The sequence below is a fragment of the Vreelandella profundi genome, from assembly GCF_019722725.1.
Classification (GTDB): Bacteria; Pseudomonadota; Gammaproteobacteria; order Pseudomonadales; family Halomonadaceae; genus Vreelandella; species Vreelandella profundi.
The window spans coordinates 2,293,864-2,308,488 of record NZ_CP077941.1 but is presented as its reverse complement, the minus strand read 5'-3'; the positions used below and the strand labels follow the sequence as shown (position 1 = coordinate 2,308,488).

Sequence of the window (14,625 nt, the reverse complement as noted above, 5' to 3'; positions counted from 1 at the left end):
TGCAGGCACAATACCAGCAACGGGAAAAAGCCCCTATCGCTTTTAAAGTCCCTATCGCTTTTAAGGAGATGCGCCGTGCGCGTGATTCGCAAGTATGCTAACCGCAGGCTGTATGATACACAGCAAAGCCGCTACGTAACGTTAGAAGACCTGCGTCGCTTAATCATCGATGAAGCGCCTTTTCGCGTTGAAGATGCCAAAAGCGGGGAAGACCTGACCCGCACTATTTTGCTATCGATCATCATTGAGCAAGAGCAGGCAGACGGTGAGTCTCAGGTGTTCTCCAACGATTTGTTGGCGCAGCTGATCCGCGTTTATGACATGTCGTCGCCATTGCCACTGTCGCGTTATCTTGAGCAGGGTACGCAGCTGATGATGGAACAGCAAAAGCGCATGCAAAGCCAATGGAAGCAGGCCATGCGTAACACGCCGCTGGACTTTATGCGCGAGCTAGGCGAAGAGAATATGCGTTTTTGGCAAAAGACCTTGAATCAATCTGCGCAAAGCGATGACGCTAACGCTGACGATCATCAAACGCCAAAAAGTAGCGTTGAGCCTGGTGACGACGCCGGCGGAAACAATAAAAAGAAACAGGACAAAACCTCCTGACCCCACTTGGGGCCGCGCTGTGGCATAATGCCGCCAATAACGCTCTCCCGTTTGAGAAGGATGAACATGAAGGTTTTGATGATTGGCGGCGGTGGTCGTGAGCACGCTCTAGCTTGGAAATTGGCTCAGTCGAGCCGCGTTGAACACGTCTTCGTTGCACCGGGCAATGCCGGTACGGCGACGGAAGCTAAGGTCACCAATGTCGCCATTGCGGCAACGGATATCGATAGCCTGGTGGCCTTTGCCCGCGACGAGCAGATTGGCTTGACGGTGGTTGGCCCGGAAGCGCCGCTGGTGGAAGGTGTCGTTGATCGTTTTCAAGCAGCCGGCTTGACGATTTTTGGTCCTAATCAAGCCGCGGCTCAGCTTGAGGGCTCGAAGTCCTTCACTAAAGATTTCTTGGCGCGCCACCACATTCCTTCAGCAGACTACCAAACGTTTACTGAGGTCGAGCCCGCGCTTGCCTACCTGGGCAAAATGGGCGCGCCCATTGTCATCAAAGCGGATGGTCTGGCGGCGGGCAAAGGCGTTATTGTCGCGATGAGCGAAGCAGAAGCAGCCGACGCCATTCGTGACATGCTGGAAGCTAATGCGTTTGGTGATGCTGGCGCACGCGTGGTCATGGAAGAGTTTTTAGAAGGTGAAGAAGCCAGCTTTATTGTCATGGTGGACGGTGAGAACGTTGTGACCATGGCGACTAGCCAGGACCATAAGCGCGCTTATGACGGCGACACCGGCCCTAATACCGGCGGCATGGGGGCTTACTCGCCGGCGCCCGTTGTTACTGACGAGATTGACGCGCGTATTATGGAGCAGGTCATTTGGCCTACCGTGCGCGGCATGGCCGCAGAGGGAAATGCCTACACCGGATTCTTGTACGCAGGCCTGATGATTGACGTCGCCGGCAATCCCAAAGTGATTGAATATAACTGTCGTTTTGGTGATCCCGAGACCCAGCCGATTATGATGCGGCTAGTGTCTGACTTCGCTGAGCTCTGCTTAGCCGGCGCACAGGGTGCATTAGCAGGGCATCACTGCGAATGGGATCCGCGTGCGGCGGTCGGTGTGGTGATGGCGGCAGGTGGTTATCCTGGCGACTACCGTAAGGGCGATGTGATTCATGGCTTGGCAGCGGCGGAGCAAGATGGCTGTAAAGTATTTCATGCCGGCACCGCGCAGAATGCTCAGGGCGAGATTACGACCAACGGCGGACGCGTGCTGTGTGTCACTGCGCTGGGTACGACGGTGTCGGCGGCACAGCAGTTAGCGTATCAAGGCGTTAAGGCGATTCGCTGGGACGGCGCTGAATACCGGCGTGATATTGCCTTTAGAGCGATGTCGCGCGAGGCCTAAAAAACGGTTACGCCCATTTAGCGTAATTGCTATCCAACACCGTTGAGGATTCAGGCATGGAGCGTGTCAAGCTGGACTTTCCCGCTGAAGCGGTGATTCATCGCCATCCCTTGACGGTGCGGGTAACCGATATGAATTACGGCCGACACTTAGGGCATGACGCCATAGTGTCGCTGCTTCACGAGGCCCGTGTGCAGGCTTTTGCGGCGCTTGGTTTGCCCGAATGGGACATGTGTGGGTATCCCAGCCTAGTGGCTGATCTGGCGATCCAGTATCTCAGCGAAGCGCGCTGGCCCGATGCCTTGATCATTGAAACTGCCGTACCCGAGCCTCAAGGCAAAGCGTTGACGATTTATCAGCGCATCCTACAGAGTGACTCGCAGAAGGTTGTGGCGACGGCGCGCGTCAATCAGTTGCTGATTGACCAGAGCACCGGTCGCCCTGTGGATGTGCCCGCTGACGTTAAACATGCGCTTTCTCTTGCGAGGAGTGGCTGATGTCAAGAGAGTACCCGGTAATTGCCGTGACCGGCTCCTCTGGGGCCGGGACAACGACCGTAAGACGCAGCTTCGAGCGTATGTTTTTACGCGAAGATGTGCATGCAGCAATCGTCGATGGCGATGCTTTTCATCGCTATACGCGTGATGACTTGCACCGTATTTTTCGAGATGAGCCAGAACGTAAAGACGAGCTTTCGCATTTTGCCGTTGAGGCTAATTTGCTGGATCGGCTAGAAGGGCTGTTCGGTGAGTACGGCGAGCATGGCTCCGGTACGTTTCGGCACTATATTCACGCCGAAGATAAGCAGAAAATTGAAGCCGGCTGCCGCGTAGGCACCTTCACCGAGTGGCAGTCGCTGCCCTGTGGTACTGATCTGCTTTTTTATGAAGGTTTGCACGGCGGGCTGGTGACAGAAGAGTTTGATATTGCGCGTCATGTTGATCTTTTAGTTGGCGTTGCGCCCACCATGAACCTTGAGTGGATCCAAAAGATTGATCGTGACACCAAGCTGCGCGGTTATTCACAAGAGGCGGTGATCGATACGATTTTAGGCAGAATGGATGACTATGTGCGCTACATTCAGCCGCAGTTCTCGCGCACCCACATCAATTTTCAGCGTGTGCCTACTGTTGATACCTCTAACCCCTTTGAAGTGCAGGATATTCCCACGGATGCTGAGTCGCTCGTAGTCATCCGCTTTAGAGATCCTTCCACCGTTGACTTTCCCTGGCTGCTGGCCATGATTAAAGACTCCTTTATGACTCGCCCCCATACGCTGGTAGTGCCCGGCGCACTGATGTCATTGGCGATGGAGCTGATTCTTGCCCCCTTAGTACGCCATTTATTGGCGCAGCGACGCTTTCGCTAATCCTTGCTGATAAAAATAATGGAGTAATGTATGGAATGCCTCTTTTGTAAAATCATCAATCGTGAAATCCCGGCCGATATTGTTTACGAAGATGAGCACGTGCTGGCTTTTAACGACATCGGCCCTCAGGCACCTACCCATCAGCTGATTATTCCTAAAAAGCATATCTCGACGCTGAATGATATTGAAGAACCTGATCTTGCCACCGTAGGGCGCCTTCAGCTCACCGCCGCTAAGCTGGCTCGTGAGCAGGGTTTTGATCAAGATGGATACCGTGTAGTGATGAACTGCAATGAAATGGGCGGGCAGACGGTCTATCATATTCACATGCATTTAATGGGCGGGCGTATTTTCACCTGGCCTCCCGGCTAGTAGGTTCGCTTTAGCAAGTACGCTGAGTAAGACAACGGAGTGTTTCCATGGATCGTCTGCAGAGTCGTGCCGATAGACTGATTAATCAGTTTGATACCGTTTTGCGTACTCTTGTCCCCCATGCGGCATCTCCTCAGCGTGTCAGTCCCGCTAAGGGTGTCACCGGAGAAAAGCTGGACGATCACGAGCGCCGTCATGCCGCTGGCTTAATGCGTATTAATCACACCGGCGAGGTGTGTTTGCAAGGGCTGTACCAAGGACAAAGCATCACCGTGAGGTTGCCCCATGCTCGCAAGCAAATGGAGCAGTCGGCGCTTGAGAAAATCGATCATCTCGCCTGGTGTGACGAGCGCCTTGAGCAGTTACACAGCCGAACCAGTTACTTAAATCCGCTTTTTTATTTCACCGGGTTTGGAATAGGCGCGGCCACGGGGGCGGTAAGTGATCGCGTGAGTTTAGGTTTTGTGTCCGCCGCCGAAGAGCAGGTAGGTAAGTGTCTTGACGCACACCAGCAGTCGTTACCCGCAGGTGATGACTGTTCACGCGCTATACTGGGTCAAATGGCCGTTGATAAAGCGCATCATGCGCATATGGCCCTAGAGGCTGGAGGGTTGCGCTTTCCTGCGCCAGTTAAGTGGGTAATGCGTTTAAGCGCTGAAGCGATGACCAAGAGTGTCTACCACTTTTAAAAGGCAGGGCCGAGAAGCTGCTGATATTTGCGGTGAACATTCTTTGAAAATCAAAAGGCCCCGCAAGCGGAGCCTTTTTAGTGCCGTCATCTTATCTTGCGTTAGGCATCAATGCGCTTATATTTCATGCGCTTAGGCGTGTCATTGCCCACCCGCTTTCTATGGTCTGCTTCGTATTCTGCATAGTTGCCTTCGAATAAGACCACCTCAGAATCACCCTCAAATGCCATCACGTGGGTAGCGATGCGATCAAGGAACCAGCGATCGTGCGAAATCACCATGGCACAGCCTGGGAATGCCAGCAGTGCTTCTTCCAGTGCCCGCAGCGTTTCGATATCCAAGTCGTTAGATGGCTCATCAAGCAGCAGAACGTTTGCTCCTTGCTGAAGCGTCTGTGCAAGCTGCAAGCGACCACGCTCACCGCCAGACAGTTCTGCTAAGCGCTTCTGCTGATCGTTGCCTTTAAAGTTAAAGCGACCAACGTAGGCGCGTGATGACACTTCATAGCCGTTGATGTTGAGGATGTCCTGACCACCAGAAACGGCTTCCCACACGGTTTGCTTGTCATCCAGCGCGTCGCGTAGCTGCTCAACGTAAGCAATATCGACCGTCTCGCCAATCACTACGTCACCGGCATCAGGCTGCTCTTTACCCGTTATCAGTTTAAATAAGGTCGATTTACCCGCACCGTTGCCACCGACAATACCTACAATCGCACCATGTGGAATGGTGAAGGAGAGGTCTTGATAAAGTAGCTTGTCCTCAAAGCGCTTGGTGACATTACGAAACTCAATAACGTTATCACCCAGGCGCGGCCCCGGCGGAATATAAATTTCGTTAGTTTCATTACGCTTTTGGAAGTCACCGGACTGCATTTCTTCGAAGCGGTTAAGGCGTGCTTTGCTTTTAGCCTGACGGCCTTTGGCGTTGCTGCGCACCCATTCAAGCTCTTGCTTGATGGCTTTCTGGCGCGAGGCCTCTTGTTTGGCCTCTTGACCCAGGCGCTCATCTTTCTGCTCTAACCACTGCGAGTAGTTACCCTCGAACGGGATACCTTGCCCACGGTCAAGTTCAAGTATCCAGCCTGCAACGTTATCCAGGAAATAGCGGTCGTGGGTAATTGCGACCACGGTGCCGTTATAGTCATGCAGGAAGCGTTCAAGCCAAGCCACCGATTCTGCGTCAAGGTGGTTGGTGGGCTCGTCAAGCAACAGCATATCGGGGCTGGAAAGCAGTAGGCGACAGAGCGCTACGCGGCGACGTTCACCGCCCGATAGATTGCCTACTTTGGCATCCCACGGGGGCAGGCGAAGGGCTTCCGCGGCCACTTCAAGCTTACGTTCTAAGTTGTGCGCATCGGCTGCTTCTATAATATTTTCAAGACGCGCCTGTTCGCTTGCGAGTGCATCAAAGTCTGCGTCTGGCTCTGCGTAGGCAGAGTAAACCGCATCAAGCTTCTCCTGCGCCTCTTTGATGGCACCGAGCGCTTCCTCGACGGTGTCACGGACGTTCTTCTCGTCATCTAACTGTGGCTCCTGAGGTAAGTAGCCAACATTGATACCGGGCATCGGACGAGCTTCACCCTCAAACTCTTTATCGACACCGGCCATAATACGCAGCAGTGTGGATTTACCCGAACCGTTGAGGCCCAGCACGCCGATTTTGGCACCTGGGAAAAACGATAACGAAATATTCTTAAGAATTTGCTTTTTGGGTGGCACTACTTTGCCAACCCGATTCATGGTGAAAACGTATTGCGCCATGGAGATCCGTTAGGTTGATGAAAGAAAAAGCGATAGCCGAATGCGGCTAGCTATGCACTGATGATAGAGGTCTGCGCCGGGAAAGGCTAGGCTGTGAGAGGTGTTCTGCTAGCTAAGCCTACCCATAAAGCGAGAAGGCCAAGCTGCTTGATGGCAGTACTGGAAAGCGATAGAGCGAATGGCTACTCTTCTTCATCCCAGTCATCTTCAATAACGCGCTGCAATCGGCGCTCTTCTAACCAAGCTTCAACTTGCCGTCGAGAGCGCAAACTGTCGGCTTTGCTGGGTTTGCTTTTGCTGTAATGGTCATCATTAACGGCATCTAAGCTTTCGAACTCGTCTGAGTCGATGCTATCGGTAGTAAAGGTTTCACGACTTAAGGGGTCACGGCTCATGATATGCCCTCCAACCCAGCCGGCGTACCGGCATCACAACGGCTTCATTGGTAAACGCGTTTAGTTTACAAAGTGAAGCGCCTAGCGCAGTTTAAGCGCCTTGCCGCTATATAACGCCAGTTGGGCTAAAGTTCAAGTCTTGTTGGTTTTTTTGCGTGAAAAAGTTAGTTTTTAGCTGGTTTCTTACTGCTTTTGTAATTCAGCCAAAGCAAGCTGTGCCTCTACGCGATCAGTGACGTCCTTCTGTACACCAATGTAATACATCAGCTTATCCGCCTCGTCGTAGACGGGCGTAATGGAAAGTTCATTCCAAAACATGGTGCCGTCTTTGCGGTAGTTGCGCAGCACTTCACGCGATGGCCGGCCTGCTTTTAGCGCTTCTCGAATGGCACCAAGCGCGTCCTGGTCGCGGTCTTCGTTTTGTAAAAAGCGACAGTCGCGATATAAAATTTCGTCTGCGCTGTAGCCCGTCAAACGCTCAAAGCCCTTATTGACGTAGATGAGGATATTTTCATCCCCTTCCTGTTCGGCAACCACAATGCCATCTTCAGATGCATCAATAATGCGTTCGAGCAGTTCTGGGCTGATCAAGGGAGATCGTTTCATCTAAGGGTTCCTGTTGCAGCTCCTGTCCTTTCCGGAGACCATGCCTTTCACTCTATGCTTGGCCCGAGCGGGATTTTTTACTCATTTTTAGAGGCTAGATAGCCAATGTGTCCGTCCCTAACGGCTATCTGGCTACATCATGGCGAGCGTTGCGATGCATTGCAATCGTCAACGCACTCTTGGCATCAGTCTCGACGTATTTTATATACCTGCCTTCGCCGTTGGCCATGAGCCGACATGATAGCGATGCATAAAACGTAACGCTATTAGGCGAGCGGGTGGTTGTTTCCTGTTTCAAGCTAACTCGACATGACAGAATGGCGTTTAAAGAGGCCCTATTAATCTGACCGGAAAATTTAAAATGTCACGTGTTCAAATTCGCTATTGCACGCAGTGCCAATGGCTACTGCGCAGTGCCTGGTATGCCCAGGAGCTGCTCTCAACCTTCGGGGAAGATTTAGATGAAGTGGCGCTGATGCCATCTCATGGAGGGACTTTTGAAATTTGGTATGAAGACGTGCTGCTCTGGGAGCGCAAGCGCGACGGTGGTTTTCCTGATATCAAACGCCTCAAGCAGGGTGTGCGTGACCAGCTAGAGCCTGGGCGTGATTTAGGGCATATCGACCGATGAATCAGGATCGCCAAGCAATTCTGTATGGGCTAGGGGCCGTTGCACTATGGTCGACAGTGGCGACTGCCTTCAAAGTGGCCCTTGCTTGGATGAGCCCATTAGAATTGATGTGGCTCGCAGTGCTAGTGTCCTGGGCATTAATGGGGGCGCTCGTTATCAAGCAGGGCAATCTTGCTACGGCGCTGCGCACCGGTTGGAAGACTGCCGCGTGGGCGGGGTTAATGAACCCTGTCGCCTACTATTTAGTGCTCTTTGCTGCTTATGACCGGTTGCCCGGGCAGGAGGCGATGGCGCTCAACTACACCTGGGCGTTGGCGATGGCATTCTTAGCCGTGCCTTTGCTGGGGCAGCGCTTAACGCGCATGGATATCGTCGCTGGACTGATTGCGTATGCCGGGGTGTGGGTGATTGCAACGCGTGGCACGGTGTTTAATGTCTCTTTTGCTGATCCGCTAGGGGTTGTTCTAGCACTAGCTTCAACATTGCTGTGGGCGCTTTATTGGTTGCTGAATGCACGCGACTCGCGCCCGGCATTAGTGGGCCAATGGCAAAATTTCACAGTAGGTTTACCGGTATTAACCATCTTGCTATTGCTGGGGCCTGGCTTTCAGTGGCACGGCTGGGGGGCGTTAGGCGCAGGCGTTTACGTAGGGCTGTTTGAAATGGGTATCGCGTTCATTTTATGGCAGATGGCTGTTCACAAGGTGTCGCGTACTGCAAAAGTTTCTAATCTTATTTTTCTCTCACCACCGGTATCGCTGATGCTGCTTTTTTTGGTGGTTGGAGAGCCTATTTTGCCATCAACCCTGGCGGGGCTGGTGTTGATCCTTTTGGGATTAGGGCTGCAAACTCAGCAGAAACAGCCAGAGGGGAAATAGTCTGGATAGAGCAATGTTTTTTTGCATGTTTTTTATTATTTTAATCCTTGAAGTGAAATGTGAACTAGTATAAAAGTCAAACTAAATACTAGTGCTGAAGTATGAGTACATTTTCTTAAATAATTAAATGTGATCATAACGATACATTAGGCGCAGGCTAGGTGGGTAGCTGAGGCTAGAGCGAGGTTATAACAAAGGTATGGACAAGAGCACAGACATTGGTACGTTGAGCGAGCGATTAGGGGAAGATTTTGAGTATCAGCAATTTACGTCTGATGTGGCTTATTCACACGATCAGCAGCGTTGGAAGTTGCTTGATGGGATTGCCAAGCAAGCACCGGGCACCACGCAAAAAATCGTCGAGCGGTCTAGGCCCATTGCTATACCTCCGATTTATGTGCAGGAGCGTGAACAGCCGCCTGTGCAGCAGGCGGTGCTATCTCGCCTAGAAGATAAATCACCGACACCACGTGTTGATATTTCTCGTCAGCACCCGATTGAAAAACCATCAAAGCAGCGTTCTTTTGGCCATCTATTTCAGTCATACACAGATAATAATGATGATGCTCAAAGTAATCACCAACAGGGAACTTCGCTAAAAGCGTTGTTAAGGCAAATCAATACATGACACTTATTTGCGTTGCTTCTCCGAAAGGAGGTGTTGGTAAAACAACGTTAACTGCTAATCTCGCTTACACTTTGCAGCGCCAAGGCTTTAATGTCACTGTCATTGATTTTGATAGCCAAGATGCGCTTAAACTCCACTTCGGTATTGCTTTTAATGATACTCAGGGCTATGTCGTAGAAGCTGCGTCTACTCCCTATTGGGGTGAGATGGCCCGTACAACGGCAAGCGGCATTGATGTGCTTGCCTATGGTAGTACGACTAGAGAACAGCGCCATCGTTTCGAAACATTTCTCGCCAGTGATCCAAGAGCCCTGTATCAAGCGCTTAGCGGTTTTTATAACTCTCCGAATGATGTGCTAATAGTTGATTTGCCGCCTGGACACTCCGTAGCATTAGAAGCTGTTTGTCAGCTGAAGCCGCTTTGCATCACAGTACTAATGGCCGATAGCGCTTCTTTGGCTGTTCTACCTTCTATTGAAAGTGGTGGTTTTTATCCTGAAAGCGTTGGCAGGCATTTGTATTATGTCGTTAATCAGTTAGACCTTCGCAATGACCTTAGTCGCGATGTATACGCGCTTTTAAAAGAGCGTTTGAAGGCGTCATTACTAGGATCGATTCACCGTGACGCGGCGGTGTCCGAAGCACATGCACTGCAGGTTTCTGTGTTACAACATGCGCATACCTCCGCGGTTGTTAATGATATTGAAGCGATCGCCCACAATCTTATTCGTCTGATGCAAGATGCCGAGCTGTCCCAAGTACGGCAAGAGGGCGAATAATGAAATCTCTTGTGTATAAAGGCTGGATTGCTCTACTGCTTATTCTTTGTATACCGGTATTGATAATTGTTGTTTCAACGCCAATGACTTTGAATAATCAGCTGGCATTTGGTGGGATTACCGCGGTATTTTTATTAATAATGGGGCAGATTGATTTGCCGCGGATACGTTTAGCCATGGCATTAGTAACCGTCATGACGGCCACTCGGTACCTCTATTGGCGGGTAACTGAAACGCTCATTACTGATGGTTTTATAGAGCCTATTTTGAGCTTTGGACTGTTGGCCGCTGAAGGTTACTGCTGGGTTGTTTTGGTGCTGAGCTTTTTTCAGTCGGCGTGGCTGCTTGATCGTAAAGTTGTCCCACTGCCTAAAGACATCACTCAATGGCCGACGGTAGATGTATATATTCCGACGTATAACGAAAGCTTAGACGTAGTTCGTGATACGGTTTTGGCAGCACAAAATATTGACTACCCAGCCGATAAAGTAAATGTTTACCTTCTAGATGATGGTAAACGAGCCGAGTTTAGCGCTTTCGCATCTCAGGCGGGTGTAGGGTATATAACACGTTCAGATAATAAGCACGCAAAAGCGGGTAATTTAAATAATGCTCTGCAAAAAACGACAGGCGAGCTTATTTGTATTTTTGACTGTGACCATATTGCCACGCGGGCTTTTTTACAGGCGACGGTGGGCTCTTTTCTTGTCGACGAGAAGCAAGCACTTATACAGACTCCCCACCATTTTTATTCGCCTGACCCCTTTGAGCGAAATTTAGTCAGTGGCAGGGAAGTGCCACACGAGGGTGAACTTTTTTACGGTCCTATTCAAAAGGGCAATGATTATTGGAACGCAGCCTTTTTTTGTGGCTCGTGTGCAGTCATTAGGCGCAGTGCATTAGAGGAAATAGGTGGATTTGCGGTTGAAACAGTCACCGAGGATGCTCATACAGCATTAAAACTTCAAAGAAAAGGATGGTCTACCGCTTACTTAGGCATACCCCTGGCCGCCGGATTAGCGACGGAGCGTCTAGCACTGCATATTGTTCAGCGTGCGCGTTGGGCTCGGGGAATGACGCAGATATTACGGCGCGATAATCCACTGTTAGGCAGAGGGTTGAGCATTCCTCAGCGGCTCTGCTATTTAAGCGCGATGCTGCACTTTCAGTTTCCGTTAGTACGGTTTATTTTTTTAACGGCCCCGTTGGCTTATATGCTGTTTGGACTCAATATTATTCAAGCATCTCCTCAGGCCGTTGCTGTCTATGTTCTGCCTCACTTATTTGCAGCCGTGTATACCAATGCGAAGCTGGTAGGGCAGTATCGCTATACCTTCTGGAATGAAATATATGAAACGGTTTTAACCTTTCATTTGCTCAAGCCTTCCCTTGTCACATTGTTTAACCCCAATCGGGGGAAGTTTGATGTCACGGAAAAAGGTGGGCGACTTGAGCAAAGCTTTTTTGATTTTAATGTGACACGCCCTCATCTTTTTTTACTAGCACTACTGGCTGCGGGCCTAGTATGGGGTGTCGTACGCTTAGTTTGGTGGAATCCTGAAGGTGAGCAAGTAAGCGTATTGCTATTTAACGTAGCATGGGCCTCATTTAGTGCGATTTTCCTGATGGCGGCTATCGCTGTTGGCAGCGAACAAAAGCAGGTGCGTGAGTACGTACGAATCAAGTTAAGCCGACCTGTGGTATTACATCTCTCAGGCGGCTATACGCTGTCGTCTACGACGCAAAATTTGTCTATGGGTGGCATGCAGCTTGCTGCAGTGGCTGGCTTTACAAAAGATGCGCGCATTGATTTTATCGAAATGGAATTCGATGGCAATCCGATCCTATTTCCTGTGCACATAGTAAGCCGAGATGCACAGCATATACGTCTACGGTTTGGCACGTTGAATGTGGTTCAGCGCCGCCAGTTAGTGAAGCTTGTCATGGGTCGTGCGGATGCTTGGCTACAGAAACGCAAGCTTCCGCACGACCAGCCGTTGCGTTCTATGTGGACCGTTATACGTGCCGTCACCGGGCTGTTTTTTCGAAACTGGAAGGAGCGGCGTTTATTTGCCGGTGGGGGTGGCAGTTCTGGCAAGGAACGCCAAGCAGACGCACGTCCTGATAGCTCTGCATCTATGGCAACAGCGGCGACACCTGTATCCACCTGGGTATGGCGAATGGTGCTCGTCGCGTTGATTATGGTAGGCATCTTATCTACCCAGCGAGCATGGAGCCAATCACTAGATGTTCAGACTTTGTCAGGCAACGCTCGGCCGTTAATGCTAGAGATGCTGCCTAATGAGGCAGCGACGTTACCTGATGTTCAAGTGAAGGCTCGGGGCGGCTTAGCTTTCAATATGCCCGTGGAGACTCGGGAGCGAATTTATCCACTTTTGCAGCGTATAGACGAAGGCGAGCCTGAACCACTTCGCATTCAGGGAAACGGCGCTCAGGCGGGTATCGAGTTCTCTTTACGTAGTGATGAAGTGTCTACCGGCGCGGTGCTGCACTTAGATATACGCTATTCAGATGCTCTTTTAGAGGGGCTTAGCCGACTTGACGTTACCCTCAATGGCATTGTCATCGAGACGCTCGAACTTGACCGCTTTACGGCTGAGCATCTAGTCGCTGAAGTCGCGATTCCGCCTGAGCTAATCATTACCTATAACACGCTAGTGCTAAGCGTGGCCGGACAAACGCTCGAGCAGTGTAATAATTTGCTCAGTAAAGATATTTGGGTCGAGGTATTACCAAGTTCAACGCTCAACGTGAATGTTCAGTCGTTACCTCCGCTTAATGGGCTAGCTAATTTACCTGCCCCCTTTGCTGATGCGGCAGACATGGAACGGTTGGTATTGCCCTTCATTATGCCCTCTATGCCTTCAGAAACGCTGCTGAGTGCCAGCGCAATATTAGCATCGTATTTTGCGATTAAAGCGGATTTTAGAGGGGCCGACTTCCCCGTTCATCATACTCAAATACCTGATCAACATGCGGTCGTCGTAGGGACCACCGAACAGATGCCTTTAGGGGTAGAGCTGCCTGAAATTGACGGCCCTACCTTACTTCAGCTGGCTAACCCTAATAATGCTATGTATCGCTTATTGATCGTCACGGGAGCAACAGAGCAAGACGTAAAAAGCGCCGCTGCATATCTAGCCCATTATCAAGAGCGTTTAAGCGGCGATAGTGAAACGGTAAGTGCGCCCCAGCTAGCCCTTAGAGAGGCCTATGATGCACCTAACTGGCAGGCGCTTAATGAGCCGATCTATCTTGACCGAATAGCCGGTGAGAATGAGATGGTTGGTGAGGGTATTCGCCCATCGCCGCAAAATTACAGCTTTCGCCTGCCCCCGAATATGCATTTATGGCCGGGCGATAATGTAACGTTAGAGGTGGGCTATGAGTTTCCTCGTGGCGAGTGGTTAAATGAAGATGAGTCACGACTGGAGATTGCTCTTAACGGCAGCTATTTAGCCTCTTTGCCCGTTGAAAAGCGTTCGTTAGCCTGGGAAGCATGGCGCTTTCTCGGTAATGATATTCGTAAAGAGCGCGCTACATTACGCATTCCCCAGGAAAAGCTATACGGTAATAACCAGCTCAGCTTTTATTTTAATATGGCAGTGAATATGCCGGAAAATGGATGTGAGCTTGGCCTTCCTGATCGAATTGAAACGCGCCTATATCCTGATTCTTATTTGGATATGAGCGATGCACAGTATTTTGCAGCGTTACCAGAGCTCTCATATTGGCTTAGTGCAGGCTTTCCCTTTACACAGTGGGCCGATTTGTCGCACACGACGCTGCTGCTTGCCGCTGAACCTGATGCTGTCGAAATTGGCACCGCGCTTGGGCTGATTGGGCGCATGGGGGCCTCTACGGGATATCCCAGTATTGCGCTGGATGTGCGCAAGGGACTAACGCTTAACGACAATTTATCAGACCGAGATATGTTGGTTGTTGCGCGTGTGGATCAATTGGAACGCAGTGAGCTTAATCGTTATCTTGGGCCTTTCAGTATTGAGCAAGGGGCTTTACGCGTCACGCCTTTGAACTTAACGAATAGATTAAATCTTTGGGCACAAGCCCAGTGGGGGCGAGATACCGAGCGCGCTCGCAATAGGATTGGCAGTCAGTCTCCTGAACAGATTTTACTGGGCGTTCGGTCACCGCTGAACCCCACGCGCAGCATTATAGTAGCCACTGCTTTTCATGATGAAGGCATGCGCATGCTACCGGCCGTGATTGATCAGCCCCAAATTAGCCGTCAGGCTGTGGGAGATTTAGTCATGGTGTCGCCGAGCCAAGAGGTCAGTGCTTATCAGGTTGGGCCGCGGACCCCTCGAGGTGAAATGGTCTGGCATCGTCTGATCCGCTGGTACACCGGCCAATATATTATTCCCATGTTATTAGCCATGGGGATTGTTCTGCTTTTACTGTCCGGACTTCTTTATAGCACTCTCAAACGCCGAGCACTGCGTCGAGCAAATGCTGGTAGCAAAACGCACTCAGGCGGAGAATAACCATGCGTACGCCCGTACCAACGTTCA

Annotated in this window: 14 protein-coding genes; 11 read left to right on the top strand and 3 right to left on the bottom strand. The window is 50.8% G+C overall.

The window, feature by feature from the left end; genetic code table 11:
- Window positions 1–75 precede the first annotated feature (75 nt).
- The 6 genes from phaR to coq7 all read left to right on the top strand — a co-directional run bounded on the left by phaR (window position 76) and on the right by coq7 (window position 4,392).
- Window positions 76–609 (top strand): polyhydroxyalkanoate synthesis repressor PhaR, encoded by a 534-nt coding sequence (gene phaR, locus KUO20_RS10620; RefSeq protein ID WP_235039843.1) that lies wholly within the window; start codon window positions 76–78, stop codon window positions 607–609.
- A gap of 66 nt (window positions 610–675) precedes the next feature.
- Window positions 676–1,962 carry a phosphoribosylamine--glycine ligase gene (purD, locus tag KUO20_RS10615; protein WP_235039842.1) on the top strand — a complete coding sequence of 429 codons (1,287 nt, stop codon included), beginning with the start codon at window positions 676–678 and terminating at the stop codon, window positions 1,960–1,962.
- 56 nt (window positions 1,963–2,018) lie between these two features.
- Window positions 2,019–2,459, top strand: a complete 441-nt coding sequence (locus KUO20_RS10610; RefSeq protein WP_235039841.1) for an acyl-CoA thioesterase — start codon at window positions 2,019–2,021, stop codon at window positions 2,457–2,459.
- Entirely contained in the window at window positions 2,459–3,331 is an 873-nt protein-coding gene (locus KUO20_RS10605; protein WP_235039840.1) for a phosphoribulokinase, read from the top strand. The genes KUO20_RS10610 and KUO20_RS10605 overlap by 1 nt, the downstream gene beginning before the upstream one ends.
- Before the next feature lie 30 nt (window positions 3,332–3,361).
- Window positions 3,362–3,703 carry a histidine triad nucleotide-binding protein gene (locus tag KUO20_RS10600; RefSeq protein ID WP_235039839.1) on the top strand — a complete coding sequence of 114 codons (342 nt, stop codon included), beginning with the start codon at window positions 3,362–3,364 and terminating at the stop codon, window positions 3,701–3,703.
- A gap of 47 nt (window positions 3,704–3,750) precedes the next feature.
- Window positions 3,751–4,392, top strand: coding sequence for a 2-polyprenyl-3-methyl-6-methoxy-1,4-benzoquinone monooxygenase (coq7, locus tag KUO20_RS10595; RefSeq protein ID WP_235039838.1), 642 nt, complete (start codon window positions 3,751–3,753; stop codon window positions 4,390–4,392).
- A 101-nt stretch (window positions 4,393–4,493) separates the two neighbouring features.
- Here coq7 and ettA read toward each other — a convergent pair whose 3' ends face one another.
- The 3 genes from ettA to KUO20_RS10580 form a co-directional block, all read right to left on the bottom strand.
- Window positions 4,494–6,155 (bottom strand): energy-dependent translational throttle protein EttA, encoded by a 1,662-nt coding sequence (gene ettA / locus KUO20_RS10590; protein ID WP_235039837.1) that lies wholly within the window; start codon window positions 6,153–6,155, stop codon window positions 4,494–4,496.
- Window positions 6,156–6,337: 182 nt separating this feature from the next.
- Window positions 6,338–6,550: a PA3496 family putative envelope integrity protein gene (locus KUO20_RS10585; protein WP_235039836.1), complete on the bottom strand. Its 213-nt coding sequence runs from the start codon at window positions 6,548–6,550 to the stop codon at window positions 6,338–6,340.
- A 183-nt stretch (window positions 6,551–6,733) separates the two neighbouring features.
- On the bottom strand, window positions 6,734–7,156 hold the full coding sequence (locus tag KUO20_RS10580; RefSeq protein WP_235039835.1) for a PAS domain S-box protein: 423 nt from the start codon (window positions 7,154–7,156) through the stop codon (window positions 6,734–6,736).
- Between the two features lie 361 nt (window positions 7,157–7,517).
- On the opposite strand from KUO20_RS10580, the gene KUO20_RS10575 reads away from it, so the two are divergent.
- From KUO20_RS10575 to bcsA, 5 genes are all read left to right on the top strand, one after another.
- Window positions 7,518–7,787, top strand: coding sequence for an Rdx family protein (locus KUO20_RS10575; RefSeq protein WP_235039834.1), 270 nt, complete (start codon window positions 7,518–7,520; stop codon window positions 7,785–7,787).
- The gene (locus tag KUO20_RS10570) at window positions 7,784–8,665 is read left to right on the top strand and encodes a DMT family transporter (protein ID WP_235039833.1); all 882 of its coding nucleotides are present in this window, start codon (window positions 7,784–7,786) and stop codon (window positions 8,663–8,665) included. The genes KUO20_RS10575 and KUO20_RS10570 overlap by 4 nt, the downstream gene beginning before the upstream one ends.
- A 199-nt stretch (window positions 8,666–8,864) precedes the next feature.
- A complete protein-coding gene (locus KUO20_RS10565) occupies window positions 8,865–9,293 on the top strand; it encodes a hypothetical protein (RefSeq protein WP_235039832.1) in 429 nt (142 codons plus the stop codon).
- Window positions 9,290–10,072, top strand: a complete 783-nt coding sequence (gene bcsQ, locus KUO20_RS10560; RefSeq protein WP_235039831.1) for a cellulose biosynthesis protein BcsQ — start codon at window positions 9,290–9,292, stop codon at window positions 10,070–10,072. Before KUO20_RS10565 ends, bcsQ begins: the two co-directional genes overlap by 4 nt.
- On the top strand, window positions 10,072–14,598 hold the full coding sequence (gene bcsA / locus KUO20_RS10555) for a UDP-forming cellulose synthase catalytic subunit (protein ID WP_235039830.1): 4,527 nt from the start codon (window positions 10,072–10,074) through the stop codon (window positions 14,596–14,598). The genes bcsQ and bcsA overlap by 1 nt, the downstream gene beginning before the upstream one ends.
- Window positions 14,599–14,625: the final 27 nt, after the last annotated feature.

Coding starts and splice junctions, on each gene's coding strand:
- purD (WP_235039842.1), top strand. CDS start 676: ATGAAGGTTTTGATGATTGGCGGCGGTGGTCGTGAGCACGCTCTAGCT.
- KUO20_RS10610 (WP_235039841.1), top strand. CDS start 2,019: ATGGAGCGTGTCAAGCTGGACTTTCCCGCTGAAGCGGTGATTCATCGC.
- KUO20_RS10605 (WP_235039840.1), top strand. CDS start 2,459: ATGTCAAGAGAGTACCCGGTAATTGCCGTGACCGGCTCCTCTGGGGCC.
- KUO20_RS10600 (WP_235039839.1), top strand. CDS start 3,362: ATGGAATGCCTCTTTTGTAAAATCATCAATCGTGAAATCCCGGCCGAT.
- coq7 (WP_235039838.1), top strand. CDS start 3,751: ATGGATCGTCTGCAGAGTCGTGCCGATAGACTGATTAATCAGTTTGAT.
- ettA (WP_235039837.1), bottom strand. CDS start 6,155: ATGGCGCAATACGTTTTCACCATGAATCGGGTTGGCAAAGTAGTGCCA.
- KUO20_RS10585 (WP_235039836.1), bottom strand. CDS start 6,550: ATGAGCCGTGACCCCTTAAGTCGTGAAACCTTTACTACCGATAGCATC.
- KUO20_RS10580 (WP_235039835.1), bottom strand. CDS start 7,156: ATGAAACGATCTCCCTTGATCAGCCCAGAACTGCTCGAACGCATTATT.
- KUO20_RS10575 (WP_235039834.1), top strand. CDS start 7,518: ATGTCACGTGTTCAAATTCGCTATTGCACGCAGTGCCAATGGCTACTG.
- KUO20_RS10570 (WP_235039833.1), top strand. CDS start 7,784: ATGAATCAGGATCGCCAAGCAATTCTGTATGGGCTAGGGGCCGTTGCA.
- KUO20_RS10565 (WP_235039832.1), top strand. CDS start 8,865: ATGGACAAGAGCACAGACATTGGTACGTTGAGCGAGCGATTAGGGGAA.
- bcsQ (WP_235039831.1), top strand. CDS start 9,290: ATGACACTTATTTGCGTTGCTTCTCCGAAAGGAGGTGTTGGTAAAACA.
- bcsA (WP_235039830.1), top strand. CDS start 10,072: ATGAAATCTCTTGTGTATAAAGGCTGGATTGCTCTACTGCTTATTCTT.